Here is a 15,400-nt window from a genome sequence, read left to right as displayed (position 1 = left end):
TACCGCGCTCGGGAGACACCTGGCGCTGCCGCGTGCCGTGGGGATGACGGACGACGAGTGCGCAGCGTGACGCCAGGGGCGGTGTGACCGCCCGAGCGCGGGCCCCTACCTGCCGCCGAAGAGCGAGCGGCGCAGGCGGCGCAGCGGTGCGAAGAGCGAGACGCGACGTACACGCGCTCCCCTGCCACTGCGGTCGTGCGGCTGGCGCGCGGTCAGTTCACGCATCAGCGAGGTCGCCTCGACCGTCTCCCGCTGCGGGACGGCGGGACCGCCCAGCACCGACAGATGGCGGTCGAGGCGCGAACTGGTCGCGCTGCTCCCGCAGGTGATCGCAGGGACCCTCGCCCTGCTGCGCACTGTTATCTGTTCCATGTCACTCCCCACCCGTACGAGTCCACCCGGCCCGGGCAGGTTAACCCTATCGCCCCGCCCGGGCACTCGTGTATCGCGGTCACAGGATTCACCTTCCCCATAAGGGGGTTGACGATGTATCTGCGATTACTCTCCGAATCCGACAGATTTCAGGGCGAGTTGGACGATGGGCTGCGTGGTGGGCTGCGGCGAGCCGCCGGCGGGCTCGACGGTTACGGCCAGTGACGTCGCGGAGGAGCCGAGACGTGTCGCGACCAGGGGCGTGTCGCCTTTCAGGAGCCCCAGGGAGCGTGGTTGCGCGCCCGGGCGCATGAGCCACAACTGGTGCACTCGGCCGCCCGGCGGGGTGCTGTATCCGCCGAGGGTGATCACCGCACTCCCCTCCGTCGCGGAAGCGATCACTCCGATGGTTCGGCCCCGCGCGTCCCGGCCGCTGCTCGCACGTGCGTCCGGAGCGGCCAGAACGTGGGCGATCTCACGTGACCGGTCCCGCTCGGCGGTCAGTTCGTCCTGGGTCCGGTTCGCCTGGACGGCGAACAGCGAGGCGACCACGAGGGCCGCGGCGGCGGTGGCCGTGGCGAAGGGCACGAACAGCGGGATCCGGCGCCGCGTCCGCTGCCGCGGCGGCGGCTGGGTGCCCCACACGTGCGGCGGCAACTGTGTCGCACGCGCGCGTGCGGGCTCGCGCACCGCCTCCTGGGGCACCGGGTCCTGCGGAGTCGTCCGTACGGCGGCCATGACGCGGTCGCGCATCGCGGCCGGGGCCGGGGCGGCCGTGGACCAGGCGAGCCGGACGGCGTCCTCGGACAGGTCACGCACCTCGGCGGCGCAGCGGTCGCAGTCCTTCATATGCCTCTCGAAGCGGACCCGCTCCGGGGGTTCCAGGGCGTCGAGCGCGTAGGGCGCGGCGAGCGAGTGCGGGTCCTCGCGGCGGAAGAGGCTCATGCCACGCCTCCCAGGCACTCGCGCATCCGGGTCAGCCCGTCGCGCATCCGCGTCTTGACGGTGCCCAGCGGCAGGGAGAGCCGCTCGGCCACTTCACGGTAGGTGTAGCCCTCGTAGTAGGCGAGGGTGACGGACTGCCGCTGGAGGTCGGTGAGACGGTCCAGGCAGCGGCGGACCCACTCGCGTTCGAGTCCCGCCTCCACCTCCTCGGTGACCTGGTCGAAGGCCGGGAAGTGGGCGCGCCAGGCCTCGCGCTGCTCGCGCTCCCCCGCCGCGCGGGCGCTGCGCACCCGGTCGACGGCACGGCGGTGGGCGAGGGTGAGGATCCAGGACAGCGCGCTTCCCCGGTCCGGGTCGAACTTCGCGGCGGACCGCCACAGTTCGAGCAGCACCTCCTGAGCCACCTCCTCCGACTGCGCCGGATCGCGCACCACACGCCGTACCAGGCCGAACACCGGGCCGGACACCAGTCCGTACAGCTCCTCGAAAGCCTGGTGGTTCCCGCCCGCCACGAGCAGCAGCAGCTCGTCCGCCTCCACTCGTTCCCCCTCTCCGAGGCCGCATCGGGCCTGTCCCCTCACACGAGGTATTCGCAACGCACACACCTCCGGATGGGGTTACGGATCAACTCGCCGAAAACGCGGGTCGCCTGGCGATGAAACAACTTTTGAGTCGCGCCGTAAGAACGTTTGAGATTCGACCAATCCGCTCTGCCGACCACTCCGAATGGCGTGTGTCAGGCAAGTTGGCACCGAGGACGGACGGCATGACACCTACCTTCAGGACCGGCGCGGGGCGCCGGAGCATAGCGACCGTGATCTGTGGTGCGCTGGCATCCGGCGGCCTCGCCGCCGCCGGTGTGACCGCGCTGGCACCTGAGGAGGCCTCCGCCTCCAGTCACCGCGAGGCCCCGCTGATCTCGGGGACCCCGCAGTTCGACAACACCGACGTGTACGCCTTCGTCAGCCCGGACAAGCCGGACACGACGACCATCATCGCGAACTGGATCCCCTTCGAGGAACCGGCCGGCGGGCCCAACTTCTTCACGTTCGCCGAGGACGCCCAGTACGACCTGCGCATCGACAGCGACGGTGACGCGCAGGAAGACCTGCTGTTCCGCTACACGTTCAAGACGCACACGAAGAACGACAAGACGTTCCTCTACAACACGGGTCCGGTCGAGAGCCTCGACGACCCCGACCTCAACATCACGCAGACGTACGACCTCGAGCTGATCAAGCTGCGCGATCTGAAGGCGGTGTCGAAGACCAAGGTCGCCGACGACGTGCCGGTGGCGCCGTCGAACGTCGGCAAGGCGTCGATGCCGGACTACAACACCCTGCGCAAGCAGGCGATCCACAAGCTCGCCGGCGGCGCCCAGACCTTCGCCGGGCAGGCCGACGACCCGTTCTTCCTGGACCTGAGGGTCTTCGACCTGCTGTACGGCGGGAACCTCTCCGAGGTCGGCAACGACACGCTCAAGGGCTACAACGTCAACTCGATCGCCCTGCAGGTCCCCAACAGCTTCCTCGCCGAGTCGCACGAGCAGCCGATCGTCGGCATCTGGTCGACGACCCAGCGCAAGAACGCCAAGGGCTACTTCTCGCAGGTCTCCCGCCTCGGCATGCCGCTGGTGAACGAGGTCGTCAACCCGCTGAAGGACAAGGACAAGTTCAACGCGTCCGCGCCGCGGGACGACGCCCAGTTCCTGGAGAACGTCACCAACCCGGAGCTGCCCAAGCTCATCGAGGCGATCTACAAGATCCCGGCGCCCGACGAGCCGCGCAACGACCTGGTCGACGTGTTCCTCAAGGGCGTCAAGGACCTCAACCAGCCGCCGCATGTGACGCCGTCGGAGCAGCTCCGGCTCAACACCTCCATCAAGCCGGCCGCCAAGCCCAAGCGGCTCGGTGTCCTGGACGGTGACACCGCGGGCTTCCCGAACGGGCGCCGGCTCACCGACGACGTGATCGACGCCTCGCTCCAGGTGGTCGAGGGCGAGCTGCTCGGCGCCAAGAACGACCTCGGCGACGCCGTGAACAAGAACGACAAGAAGTTCGGCAAGTCCTTCCCGTACCTGGCCAACCCGACCGAGGGTTCGCGCGGCCCGCTCGCCAAGGGCGTGGACGGCGGCAACGACGTCCGCAGCCAGCTCGGCGACGCGCTCCAGCCGACGAACGCGCAGGGCTCGGACGACATGCGGCTGATCGCCGCGTCCGCCGGGGCCGGCGCGGGCGGCATCGTCCTGATCGGCGCGGCCCTGATGTGGTGGCGCCGTATGCGGAACCGGGCGTACTGACCCGTTCCGCTCCCCCTGCTGGCGCGGCCCGTTCCCACCCATCCCCCACGGCACGGGCCGCGCCTTCCCCCTCCCCACACCTGCACCCGCACAGCCGACTGAGGAGAAACATGCCTCCGCGTACGACGGACAGCGCACCGGAGAGGCGCGACGACGACCGCCCCCGCCCGGACCACGAGCGGGCCGCGGAGGCCTCGGAGGCAGGGGCCGAACACACCGCCGAACCGGCCGTCGAGCCGGAGGCCGAAGCGCCGGAGGCCGACGCGGCGGCGGGGCGTGACGCGGAGGCCGGTGCGGAACAGACCGCTACGGACCAGGCCGGTGCGGAGGACGCCCCGTCGGACAGCGCCGGCGCGCCTTCCGCCGACAAGGACGTCGACCAGCGCGTGGCCGCGCTGCGGCGGACCGCTGACGGCGCCCGGCGCTGGCGGGCGGCCCACCTGGCCGGGTGCGCCGCGCTGCTGGCCGTCGCGCTCACCGGTGGGGCCATCGCCTTCGGGGGTGCGGGAAACGGCCCGGCGGGCGCCGACGCGGCCGCCGTGTCCGCGGCCGGGGCACTGTCGCCGGGCGCGCTGGCCCGGGGTGATCTCGACGCCGGGATCGCCTCCCTGCAGAAGCATCTCCGTGCCCAGCCGAAGGACTTCGGCAGCTGGGCCACCCTCGGCGTCGCCTACGTCGAACAGGCCCGGACGAAGGGCGACCCCTCGCGCTATCCGCAGGCCGAGCGCGCGCTGAAGCGGTCCCTCGCCCTGGAGCCCGGCAACGACCCGGCCCTGGCCGGCCGAGCCGCCCTCGCCGCGGCCCGCCACGACTTCCCCGGCGCCCTGAAGTACGCCGACCGGGCCCTGAAGCAGAACCCCTACAACGAACGCGCGCTGTGCACCCGTATCGACGCCCTCGTCGAACTGGGCCGGTACGGCGACGCCGAGAAGGCCGCCGACACCGCCGACGACCGGCGCCCCGGCGTGCCCGTCTTCACGCGGTACGCCTATGTGCGGGAGCTGCGCGGCGACGTCCGCACGGCACGAGAGGTGCTGGAACGCGCCCTGGACTCCGCCGACTCGCCCGCCGACATCGCCTACGTGGCCACCGCCCTCGGGCAACTCGCCTGGAACCAGGGCGATTACAAGGCTGCCCTCGACGGCTACGCCCGCGCGCTCGCCGCCGACGACTCCTACCTGCCCGCCCTGGAGGGCCGTGCCCGCGCCGAGGCGGCGGACGGTGACCGCGGGGCCGCCGTGAAGAACCTGGAGCAGGTCGTCGGCCGCTTCCCGCTGCCCGGCCCGCTCGTCGCCCTCGGCGAGCTGTACGAGGACCGCGGCGCCGACGGCGACCGGGCGAAGGCCGGCGACCAGTACGCCCTGGTCGACGCCTGGACGGCGCTGGCCCGTGCCGGCGGTGTCAACGCCGACCTCGACTCGGCCATGGCCGCCGCCGACCACGGCGACAAGAAGGAGGCCCTGCGCGCCGCCCGCGCCGAGTGGGAGCGCCGCCACAGCGTGCACACCGCCGACGCCCTCGCCTGGGCCCTGCACGTCAACGGCCGCGACGAGGAGGCCCTGCCGTACGCCCGCCGGGCAACCGCCACCGGCTACCGCAACGCCACGTTCCTCTTCCACCGCGGGATCATCGAACGCGCCACCGGTGACGAGCGCGCGGCCCGCGACCATCTGAAGGCCGCGCTCGACCTGAACCCCGGCTTCTCGCCCCTCGGTGCCCGCGAGGCCCGTACCGCGCTCAAGGACCTGGAGAAGAACCGGTGACCCTGCGCCGACTGTTCGCGTCCGGCGCCGCCGTCCTCACGGCCGCCTGCGCGCTCACTCTGCTGCCCGCCGCCACGGCGAGCGCCCACCCGCTGGGCAACTTCACCGTCAACCGCTACGACGGTCTCGTCGCCGCCCCCGGCGAACTCCGGGTCCAGCACGTCGAGGACCTCGCCGAGATCCCGGCCACCCAGGCGAAGCCGGACATCGAGCGGCTGGGCATCGCACTGTGGGCCCGCGAGCGGTGCGCCACCGCCGCCGCGGACAGCAAGGTGACCGTCGACGGCCGCGGCGCCGCCCTCACCGCCGAGCGCAGCCGGGCGCGTGTGCGGCCCGGGCAGGCGGGGCTCGACACCCTCCGCGTGGAGTGCGAGCTGACCGCTCCCCTCCCCTCGGACAAGGAGAGCGTGTCGCTCGGCTTCCGCGGCGCGGGCGCCTCCTCCGGCCCGGGCTGGCGGGAGGTCACGGCCCGGGGCGACCGTATGACCCTCGCCGCGTCGGACGTGCCCGAGAAGTCGATATCGGCGGAACTGACCAAGTACCCCGAGGAGTTGCTCTCCTCTCCGGCCGACACCGCGTCCGCCGCGCTGCGGGTGCGTCCCGGCGGGGCGGCTCTGGCCGAGGAGGAGTCGGACGCCCCCGCCGCCTCCGTGCTGCCGCGCGGCGCCGACCGCTGGACGCGTGCCCTGGACGAGCTGGTCGCCCGGCACGACCTCACCGCGGGGTTCGCCGCGCTGGCTCTCGGCATCGCCGTCGTCCTCGGCGCGATGCACGCGATCGCCCCGGGCCACGGCAAGACCATCATGGCCGCGACGGCGGCGGCCCGGGGTGGTCAGGCCCGGATGAAGGACGTCCTGCCCATGGCCGCCTCGGTGACGGTCACCCACACCCTGGGCGTGGTCGCCCTGGGCCTGCTGGTCACGGCCGGTTCGGCGGCGGCCCCCTCGGTCATCGCCTGGCTCGGCGTCGCCAGCGGCCTGCTGGTGACCCTGGCGGGCGCGAGCCTGGTCCGCCGCGCGCTGCGCAGCCGCGCGCACGCCCACGGACACACCCATGGCGGCCACACGCACACCCACTCCCACGACGACAAGGGCCACACCCACAGCCACGCGCACGACGACCACCACCATCACGACCACAAGCACGATCACGCCCACAAGCACGACGACGACCACGACCACAGCCACTCGCACGGCCATGACCATGACCATGACCACAAGCACGACCACCCCCACTCCCACTCCCACCCGCACACGGTCGTGCACACCCACGGCGGCTTCACCCACTCGCACCCCGTCGCCCCCACCCTGCGCGGCACGATCCTCATGGGCTTCGCGGGCGGGCTCGTGCCCAGCCCGTCCGCCGTGGTGGTGCTGGTCGGGGCCGCGGCCCTCGGGCAGGCCTGGTTCGGTCTGCTGCTGGTCGTCGCGTACGGCCTCGGGCTGGCGCTCACCCTGACGGCCTGCGGATACGCCGTCGTCAAGGCGGGCAGCGGGATGACCCGGCTCCTGGACCGGCGCCCCCGCTGGACGGCGGGCCCGATGGCGGCCCTGGTGCGCCGCACCGCCCCCCTCGGTTCGGCCTTCGCCGTGGTGGTGCTCGGCGCCGGACTCGTGTTCAAGGGGGCGGCATCCGCACTCGGCTGAGCTACGTTCGTGAGAAAACAGGCGTCAAAGGGAAAGCGGACGTCGTGAGGAAAACCGACCTCGTGGGGAAAACAGACCTCATGGAGATTTCGCCCGGCTGCGAATGGGGGCTCCGTGTCCGAAGAACCGGGCCATGAGCGTGTGATCGCGGGCCGCTACCGGCTCCTGGCGCCGCTGGGCGAGGGCGGCATGGGGACGGTGTGGCGCGCCCGCGACGAAGTGCTGCACCGCGAGGTCGCCGTCAAGGAGGTGCGCGCCCCGGCCGGCATCGCGGCCGACGACGTACAGCGGATGTACGCCCGGCTGGAGCGGGAGGCGTGGGCGGCCGCCCGGGTCGCCAGCGGGAACGTGGTGACCGTATACGACGTGGCGACGGACGGCGGCCGGCCGTGGATCGTCATGGAGCTGGTCCGCGGGCTCTCGCTGGCGGAGGTGCTGGACGCCGAGGGCCCGATGCCGCCGCAGCGGGCCGCGCACATCGGCGCCGAGGTGCTGGCCGCGCTGCGGGTCGCGCACGAGGCCGGGGTGCTGCACCGGGACGTGAAGCCGGCCAACGTGCTGATCTCGAACGACGGCCGGATCGTGCTCACCGACTTCGGGATCGCCATGGTCGAGGGCAGCTCCGCGCTGACCATGACCGGGGAGGTCATCGGCTCGCCCGAGTTCCTCGCCCCGGAGCGGGCGCTCGGCCGCACGCCGGGTCCGGAGTCCGACCTGTGGTCGCTCGGGGTGCTGCTGTACGCGGCGGTCGAGGGCCACTCCCCCTTCCGTCACGACACGCCGCTGAGCACCCTGCGCGCGATCGTCGACGAGGAGCTGCCGCCGCCGTACCGGGCCGGTCCGCTCGCCCCCGTCATCGAGGGACTGCTGCGCAAGGATCCCGAGCAGCGGCTGCCGCCCGAGCGGGCCGAGCAGGACCTGCGGGTCATCGCGGCGGGCGGCGCGCCGGGCGCGGACACCACCCGGGCGGTCCCGTTCCCGCCGCCGGCCGCGGCCCGGCCCGAGCCGGCCGCCACGCCCCCGATGCCGTTCCCCGGGCAGTCGATGTCCTCGGGGTCGGGCTCGGGCTCGACGACGACGGCCACCGGTCATGGTCGCGACCGTCGGACCGGCCGGGTGCTGGTCGCGGGCGTCGTCGCCCTGGCCCTCGCGGTGGGCGGGCTGACGTACGCGCTGCTGAACCGCGGGGGCGGTGACGGCTCCGGGGACAACGACCAGGGGGCCGGGGCGAGTACACCGGCCGAGACCGGACCGAAGGAGAACACCGGGACCGGGAAGTCGAGCCCCTCCCCGACGCCGAGCGAGAGCGAGACCGAGAAGAGCAGTCCGCCGCCGCAGTCGGTGCGGGTGGCCCTGGAGGGCAAGCGCACGGACTACTCGGGCCCGTGCCCGCCGCCGAACGCCCAGGCGCCGCAGTTCACGGCGTCGTTCACGGTGGGCCGGCTGCCGGCCGAGGTGAGCTACCGCTGGCTGACGCAGGACGGCTCCGAGCTCGACGGGGGCTGGAAGACGCTGTCGTTCCCGGAGGGCGGCGGGCGTACGAAGCAGGACGCGGTGACCGTGACGACGGACGCGGAGAGCGGGGCGTTCGAGAACGAGATCAGCGTCGAGGTGCGGGAGCCGGTGCGGACGACGTCCGAGGGGGTGCCGTTCTCGGTGACCTGCGAGACGGAGACCCCGACGGACGGGGCCTCCCCTTCTCCTTCGGGCACGGACACGGACACGGGTTCGGACTCGGGTTCAGGTTCGGACTCCGACTCCGACTCCGGGTGACCGGTCAGTCGTTGGCGTTGAGCACCGGCAGATAGCCACCCGACTGGCCGGGGGCCTTCGGGTGGTAGGACTCGCCGATGTTGAGCCAGCTGACGCTGTGCAGCCAGGAGTCGCCGGAGCAGATCTCGTGGCCGGTGAAGGTGGTGCGTACGTCGCCGAAGACGAAGCCGTGGTCGGCGGCGCGCTTGGCGATGGCGGTGTCGAGGTGGTCGGCGGCGTCGTTGATGGCCTTCCGCTTGGTTTCGGAGAGGCCGAGACAGGTCGTGCCGAGCTTGTAGAAGCGGGGGTATCCGAGGACGACGACGCGTGCGTTGGGTGCCTTGGAGCGGATCGCCGAGTACACGCCGTCGAGCTTGCCGGGCAGCGTGGAGTCGACGTACGCGCGGGCGGTGTTGATGCGGGAGACGCAGGAGCTGTCGGACTGGGTCACACAGGTCGTCATGACGTCGGCGAATCCGGCGTCGTTGCCGCCGACGCTGAGCGAGACGAGGGCGGTGGCGCTGCTGAGCGGGCCGAGCTGACCGGACAGAACATCACCCGTTCGGGCGCCCGAGCAGGCCGTGAAGTCGAAGGTCGAGGGGGAGTGGGCGGCTGCCCAGAGGTAGGGGAATGCCTTGGTGCTGCGCTTGCAGTCGCCGCTGGAGCCGATGTAGCTGCCGGCGCCCACTCCGGAGGAGTAGGAGTCACCGAGCGCCACATAGCCGCCAGTTGCTGCGAGTGAGGACGCCTGCGCCGTCGCGGCCCCGGTGAGGGCGGTGCCGACGGCGAGGAGGAGCGAGCTCACGAGGACGACAAGTCGGGAACGTCTCATGGAACCTCCCTTTAGCAGGATCTCTGCCTTAACCGTCGTAGCAGCTACGCGTGTTGACAGGAAGTGTCCATGCCAACTCTGTTGATTTATTTCGTGCTCATGACAGATTTGTTGACTAGTGCTCAACTCTCTTGTTCTACGCCGGTAGATGGTCGACGCTTTACTCCGGCCGAGAGCGGAACGCGACGCTCCCCGGCCGTAGTGCGCGAGCACGCGCACCACCCCCACATGACGCGCGCCCCACCCAGGCGCGCGCCGCCTAGAGGAGGACTCCCTCGTAATGGCACAACTGCGCAGCAAGAGACTCGGACTCGCCGCGATCACCTCGGTGGCGACCGCCGCCCTCGTGGGCGGGTTCACCGCCCTGCCCGCCCAGGCCGCTCCCGCCGAGGGCCGGGTGCTCGCGGCGAACTCCCCGACCGCGATCAAGGACAGCTACATCGTCACGCTCAAGAAGAGCGCGGGGCTGAAGGCATCCTCGGCCGCGGGCAAGGGCCTGGTGAAGGAGTACGGCGGCACGGTCCAGCGGACCTTCGGCAAGGCGCTGAACGGCTACTCCGCCGCTCTCTCCGCCACCGAGGCCAAGCGGCTCGCCGCCGACCCGGCCGTGGCCGCGGTCGAGCAGAACCAGCGCGTCCAGGCCGACGCCACCCAGACCAGCGCTCCCTGGGGTCTGGACCGCATCGACCAGACCTCGCTCCCGCTCTCCGGCACCTACACCTACCCGGACAGCGCGGGCAGCGGCGTGACGGTCTATGTGATCGACACCGGTGTGCGCGTCACCCACCAGCAGATCAGCGGCCGTGCCGCGCACGGCTACGACGCCGTCGACGGCGACAACGACGCCTCCGACGGCAACGGCCACGGCACCCATGTGGCCACCACGATCGCGGGCACGACCTACGGTGTCGCCAAGAAGGCGAAGATCGTCGGCGTGCGGGTGCTGAACAACAGCGGCTCCGGCACCACGGCCGGTGTGATCGCGGGCATCGACTGGGTGACGCAGAACCACTCCGGCCCCTCGGTCGCCAACATGTCGCTCGGCGGCGGCGCCTCGGCCTCGCTGGACACGGCCGTCCGCAACTCCATAGCCAGCGGCGTCACCTACGCCGTCGCCGCGGGCAACAGCAGCACCACCGCCTCCTCGTCCTCCCCGGCCCGGGTCACCGAGGCCATCACGGTCGGCGCCACGGCCAACACCGACGCCAAGGCGAGCTACTCCAACTACGGCTCGGTCCTGGACATCTTCGCGCCCGGCTCGTCCATCACGGCCGGCTGGCACACCAGCGACACCGCGACCAACACCATCTCCGGCACCTCGATGGCGACCCCGCACGTCGCGGGCGCGGCGGCGGTCTATCTGGCGGGCCACACCTCCTCCACCCCGGCCCAGGTCGCCTCGGCCCTGGTCGCCGGCGCCACCACCGGCAAGGTCACCAGCGCGGGTACGGGTTCGCCGAACCGGCTGCTGAAGCTCGTGCAGTAACCAGCACCTGAACAAACGTTCCCCGGAGGCGGGTCGCGCCTCCGGGGAACGGCTGTTTCTGTGACCGGAACCTTTCAACTTACGACCCACAAAAGACATCCAGTAACGGCCAAACCAACAAAAACGTGAGGGGCCGTTCCAGGTCTTGCCATACGGGTTCAATCGTCAATACCGTCATACATCTCACCCGCATCGGTCCGTCAGTACGCGGCTCTAGGGGAGGGCTCAAGGACCGCGACGTACCGGCGCGGGGCGCGGTAGGGGGGTGCCGTGCTCGGTGACCGCTTTTGGTGGCCGGGCCGTGCCGCGCGGTCGGCTGCCGTTTTCGCGGTCGGCCAGCTTTGCCAGCTCACCCGGCGTGCCCGAAGCTCCATCTCGGCGTGCCACGGGTGAGAACCCCCCTTTCGAACCGGACTGGATCCGGACTGCCCTGGGGGGGCGGTCCACCGGACGAGAGGGCCCCAGACTCATGAGCTCAGTTCTGCAGCCGGCCGCCGCGGAGCAGCATCCGCCGGTCGTCTCCAAGTACCGACCCGTCTCCTCTCACCTGGCCATCGCGCCGCCGGTGAGCGTGGTCATCCCGGCCATGAACGAGGCGGAGAACCTTCCGTACGTCTTCAAGACCCTGCCCGACTGGATACACGAAGTGGTCCTGGTCGACGGGAACTCCACCGACGACACGGTCCGGGTGGCCCGCGAGCTGTGGCCCGAGGTCAAGGTCGTCGAGCAGCGCGGCAAGGGCAAGGGCGACGCCCTGATCACCGGCTTCCAGGCCTGCACCGGCGACATCATCGTGATGGTCGACGCGGACGGCTCGGCCGACGGGGGCGAGATCCTGTCGTACGTCTCCGCCCTGGTCTCCGGCGCGGACTTCGCCAAGGGCTCCCGCTTCGCCAACGGCGGCGGCACCGACGACATGACCTTCATCCGCAAGCTCGGCAACTGGGCGCTGTGCTCGGTCGTCAACCGCAAGTTCGGCGCCCGCTACACCGATCTGTGCTACGGCTACAACGCGTTCTGGCGGCACTGCCTCGACAAGATCGACCTCGACTGCACCGGCTTCGAGGTCGAGACCCTGATGAACATCCGGGTCGTCAAGGCCGGGCTCAAGGTGCAGGAGATCCCGAGCCACGAATATCTCCGCATCCACGGCACCAGCAATCTGCGGGCCGTGCGGGACGGGCTGCGCGTGCTGCGGGTGATCCTCCAGGAGCGCTCCAACCGCCGGGCGCTGCGCCGCCGTTCGCCCCGGTCGCCGATGGTGGACGCCCTGCGGGGAGAGGTGTCTTGAGCGGTCCCGGCATCTCCGTCGTGATCTGCGCGTACACCGAGGACCGCTGGGAGGACATCCTCGCGGCGGTCTCCTCGGTGCGGGCGCAGTCACGGCCGGCCCTGGAGACGCTGCTGGTCGTCGACCACAACGACACGCTGCGGGAGCGGCTGGCCAAGGAGTACAAGGAGTACCAGGAGCCCTCCGAGGGCGCTGTGGTGCGGGTGCTCGCCAACGCGGGCCCCCGCGGCCTGTCCGCGGGCCGCAACACCGGGATCGCGGCGGCGCACGGTGAGATCGTCGCCTTCCTCGACGACGACGCCGTGGCCGAGCGCGACTGGCTGCGGCACTTCGCCGAGGCGTACACCGACCCGCGGGTGATGGCGGTCGGCGGGCGCACGGTGCCGGTCTGGGCGTCGGGGCGGCGGCCTGACTGGTTCCCGGAGGAGTTCGACTGGGTGGTGGGCTGCACCTACCGGGGTCTGCCGCGCGGCCGGGTCCGGGTGCGCAACGTCCTCGGCGGCAACGCCTCGTTCCGCCGCAGCGCCTTCGACGCGGCGGGCGGCTTCGCCACCGGCATCGGCAGGGACGGCGACAAACGCCCGCTGGGCTGCGAGGAGACGGAACTGTGCATCCGCCTCAGCCGCGCCCGGCCCGACGCGGTGCTGCTGATCGACGACCGGGCGGTGATCCATCACCGGGTGCCAAAGGTCCGCGAGCACTTCCGCTACTTCCGTACGCGCACCTACGCCGAGGGCCTGTCCAAGGCCCTGGTGGCCCGGAGCGTCGGCGCCGGGAAGGGACTCGAGTCGGAGCGCCGGTACACGACCCGGGTGCTGCCGGCCGGGGTGGCCCGGGGTCTGCGGGACGCCCTGCTGGCCCGGCCGGGCGGTGTGGGGCGGGCGGGCGCGATCGTCGCCGGGGTGCTCACGGCGGCGGGCGGATACGTGGTGGGGAGCGTGCGGGCCCGCCGGGGCGGGGCGACGTTCTCGGTGCCCTCGGTGGAGGAGGCCGTCCGTGAGTGACACAGCCGTACCGATCCTCATGTACCACGCGGTCGCGACCGATCCGAACGAGGCGACCCGCGCCCTGTCGGTGACCCCTGAGGCGTTCGCCGAGCAGATGGCGGTGCTCGCGGACCGGGGTCTGACGCCGCTCACCACGGCCGGACTCGCCGCGTGCTGGCGCTCCGGCCGCCCGCTGCCCGCGCGGCCGGTCCTCATCACGTTCGACGACGGCTACGAGGGCGTGCACCGGCACGCGCTGCCCGTGCTCGCCAAGCACGGCTTCCCGGCCACGCTGTTCGTCTCGACCGGGTGGCTGCGGGGGCCGTACGACACCGGCGGCGGCCTGGACAGGATGCTGGACTGGGACCAGGTCCGCGAGCTCGCCGCGGCGGGCGTCGAGATCGGCGGGCACAGCCACAGCCACCCTCAGCTCGACCAGGTCTCCGACGCCGGCTTGCGGTTCGAGCTGATCCACTGCAAGGAGATCGTCGCGGACCAACTGGGCACCGTACCGGCCTCGTTCGCCTACCCCTACGGCTATTCCAGCCGCCGGGTCCGGCGGGCGGTGCGCGAGACGGGGTACGCCCAGGCACTCGCCGTGGGCAACGGCCTCGCGCGCCGCGCTCAGGGGCCGTACGCCCTGCGGCGCGTGACGGTGCGCCGCGGCACGGGGATCGAGGAGTTCGAGCGGGTGGTCGAGGGCCACGCGATCGCCCGTACGTTCGCCAGGGACCGTGCCCTGACCAAGGGGTACGCCCTGGTCCGCAGGACCCGGCAGGCACGCCGGCTGGTGTCGCGCTCAGGGGTCTGACCTGCGCGGGCTTGGGGCCTGAGCCGCACGGGCTTCGAGGCACGGCCCGCGCACGGGGAACTGCCGCGCGCCCCGGGAAACCGGGTGCACGCGGCGCCCCTGTGCCGGATCATGGCGGCATGTCTGGAAACCCGCACGAGGCGCTGCCGATCCGGCTCAACGTCGACGACTCCGACTCCCCGTCCGATGTCGTCGACGCGCTGTTCCTCGGCCGCTTCGCGACGGGCGAGCAGCCGTACTCCCACGCGGCGAACATCGACCGTGTCCGGTCCGGGGCGACGCTGATGCCGTCCGGCGCCCAGGTGCTGCGCGTCGCCCGGGACGACGACCGCAGCGCCACGCTGGCGGAGGGCGACGGCTGGACGCTGCTGGTCTCCCGCTGGAACCGGGGCGCCGATGTCACGGTCACGGCGACCAGCGCCGAGCTGGCGCAGAAGGTCCTCGACCAGGCGACGGACGGCGCGGCGGACGAACCCGAACCGCAGCCGGAGAACGTCACGATGGGCTTCTGGTACGTCTCCCCGCGCCGCGGCCCGCACCGCACGACCCGCCAGATCGCGGCGGGCACCTGGGACGAGGTGCGGTCCAACTACACCGCGCCGGTGGCGGACGCCATGGACCGGCTGATGAAGACCACCCCCGAGGACATCGCGGGCCGGCTGCTCCTGCTGCACGGCCCGCCGGGCACCGGCAAGACGTCCGCGCTGCGCACCCTGGCCCGTTCCTGGCGGGACTGGTGCCAGGTGGACTGCGTCCTGGACCCCGAGCGGCTCTTCTCCGACGTCGGCTATCTCATGGACATCGCGATCGGTGAGGAGGACGGGACGGGCAAGGGCCGCTGGCGGCTGCTCCTGCTGGAGGACTGCGACGAGCTGATCCGCGGCGAGGCCAAGCACACGGCGGGCCAGGCGCTGTCGCGGCTGCTGAACCTGACGGACGGACTGCTCGGCCAGGGCCGCAACGTCCTGGTCGGTGTCACGACCAACGAGGACCTGGAGCGCCTGCACCCCGCCGTCGTCCGCCCCGGCCGCTGCCTCGCCCGGATCGAGGTGGGTCCGCTGACCCGCTCGGAGGCGGTGGGCTGGCTGGGCCACGAGGACGGCGTCGGCCGCGAGGGCGCGACCCTGGCCGAGCTGTACGCGCTGCGCCGGGGCACGTCCCCGACGGCCCTGCCGGAGCCGCGCGGGGACGCGGACGCGGGGCTGTATCTGTAGAAG

At 72.0% G+C, this 15,400-nt stretch carries 13 protein-coding genes; 9 read left to right on the top strand and 4 right to left on the bottom strand.

Features of this window, described 5'->3' with window-relative positions; all coding sequences use genetic code 11:
• Nucleotides 1–105 precede the first annotated feature (105 nt).
• The 3 genes from NNW99_RS30740 to NNW99_RS30730 all read right to left on the bottom strand — a co-directional run bounded on the left by NNW99_RS30740 (nt 106) and on the right by NNW99_RS30730 (nt 1,856).
• Nucleotides 106–372: a hypothetical protein gene (locus tag NNW99_RS30740; protein WP_184562045.1), complete on the bottom strand. Its 267-nt coding sequence runs from the start codon at nt 370–372 to the stop codon at nt 106–108.
• 126 nt (nt 373–498) lie between these two features.
• The gene (locus NNW99_RS30735; protein ID WP_215122422.1) at nt 499–1,317 is read right to left on the bottom strand and encodes an anti-sigma factor domain-containing protein; all 819 of its coding nucleotides are present in this window, start codon (nt 1,315–1,317) and stop codon (nt 499–501) included.
• Nucleotides 1,314–1,856 carry a sigma-70 family RNA polymerase sigma factor gene (locus NNW99_RS30730; protein ID WP_215122421.1) on the bottom strand — a complete coding sequence of 181 codons (543 nt, stop codon included), beginning with the start codon at nt 1,854–1,856 and terminating at the stop codon, nt 1,314–1,316. Before NNW99_RS30730 ends, NNW99_RS30735 begins: the two co-directional genes overlap by 4 nt.
• 227 nt (nt 1,857–2,083) lie before the next feature.
• Between NNW99_RS30730 and NNW99_RS30725 the strand changes: the two genes are divergently transcribed.
• From NNW99_RS30725 to NNW99_RS30710, 4 genes are all read left to right on the top strand, one after another.
• Nucleotides 2,084–3,616, top strand: coding sequence for a DUF4331 domain-containing protein (locus NNW99_RS30725; RefSeq protein ID WP_215122420.1), 1,533 nt, complete (start codon nt 2,084–2,086; stop codon nt 3,614–3,616).
• A 110-nt stretch (nt 3,617–3,726) separates the two neighbouring features.
• Nucleotides 3,727–5,379, top strand: coding sequence for a lipopolysaccharide assembly protein LapB (locus NNW99_RS30720; protein WP_215122419.1), 1,653 nt, complete (start codon nt 3,727–3,729; stop codon nt 5,377–5,379).
• On the top strand, nt 5,376–7,025 hold the full coding sequence (locus NNW99_RS30715; RefSeq protein WP_215122418.1) for a nickel transporter: 1,650 nt from the start codon (nt 5,376–5,378) through the stop codon (nt 7,023–7,025). The genes NNW99_RS30720 and NNW99_RS30715 overlap by 4 nt, the downstream gene beginning before the upstream one ends.
• Nucleotides 7,026–7,139: 114 nt before the next feature.
• A complete protein-coding gene (locus tag NNW99_RS30710; RefSeq protein ID WP_251057980.1) occupies nt 7,140–8,798 on the top strand; it encodes a serine/threonine-protein kinase in 1,659 nt (552 codons plus the stop codon).
• Nucleotides 8,799–8,802: 4 nt separating this feature from the next.
• Here the strand turns inward: NNW99_RS30710 and NNW99_RS30705 are convergent, their stop codons facing one another.
• The gene (locus NNW99_RS30705) at nt 8,803–9,609 is read right to left on the bottom strand and encodes an SGNH/GDSL hydrolase family protein (protein ID WP_215122417.1); all 807 of its coding nucleotides are present in this window, start codon (nt 9,607–9,609) and stop codon (nt 8,803–8,805) included.
• A gap of 280 nt (nt 9,610–9,889) precedes the next feature.
• Here NNW99_RS30705 and NNW99_RS30700 point away from each other — a divergent pair, with 280 nt between their 5' ends.
• The 5 genes from NNW99_RS30700 (at nt 9,890) to NNW99_RS30680 (ending at nt 15,397) form a co-directional block, all read left to right on the top strand.
• Nucleotides 9,890–11,095: a S8 family peptidase gene (locus tag NNW99_RS30700; protein ID WP_215122416.1), complete on the top strand. Its 1,206-nt coding sequence runs from the start codon at nt 9,890–9,892 to the stop codon at nt 11,093–11,095.
• A gap of 469 nt (nt 11,096–11,564) precedes the next feature.
• Nucleotides 11,565–12,386 carry a glycosyltransferase family 2 protein gene (locus NNW99_RS30695; RefSeq protein ID WP_215122415.1) on the top strand — a complete coding sequence of 274 codons (822 nt, stop codon included), beginning with the start codon at nt 11,565–11,567 and terminating at the stop codon, nt 12,384–12,386.
• Entirely contained in the window at nt 12,383–13,390 is a 1,008-nt protein-coding gene (locus NNW99_RS30690) for a glycosyltransferase family 2 protein (RefSeq protein ID WP_215122414.1), read from the top strand. Before NNW99_RS30695 ends, NNW99_RS30690 begins: the two co-directional genes overlap by 4 nt.
• Nucleotides 13,383–14,183, top strand: coding sequence for a polysaccharide deacetylase family protein (locus NNW99_RS30685; RefSeq protein WP_215122413.1), 801 nt, complete (start codon nt 13,383–13,385; stop codon nt 14,181–14,183). The genes NNW99_RS30690 and NNW99_RS30685 overlap by 8 nt, the downstream gene beginning before the upstream one ends.
• Before the next feature lie 119 nt (nt 14,184–14,302).
• On the top strand, nt 14,303–15,397 hold the full coding sequence (locus NNW99_RS30680) for a DUF5925 domain-containing protein (RefSeq protein ID WP_215122412.1): 1,095 nt from the start codon (nt 14,303–14,305) through the stop codon (nt 15,395–15,397).
• Nucleotides 15,398–15,400: the final 3 nt, after the last annotated feature.

Source organism: Streptomyces sp. CRCS-T-1 (assembly GCF_024442335.1).
GTDB classification, from domain to species: domain Bacteria; phylum Actinomycetota; class Actinomycetes; order Streptomycetales; family Streptomycetaceae; genus Streptomyces; species Streptomyces koelreuteriae.
This window is presented reverse-complemented; position numbering and strand designations above follow the sequence as displayed.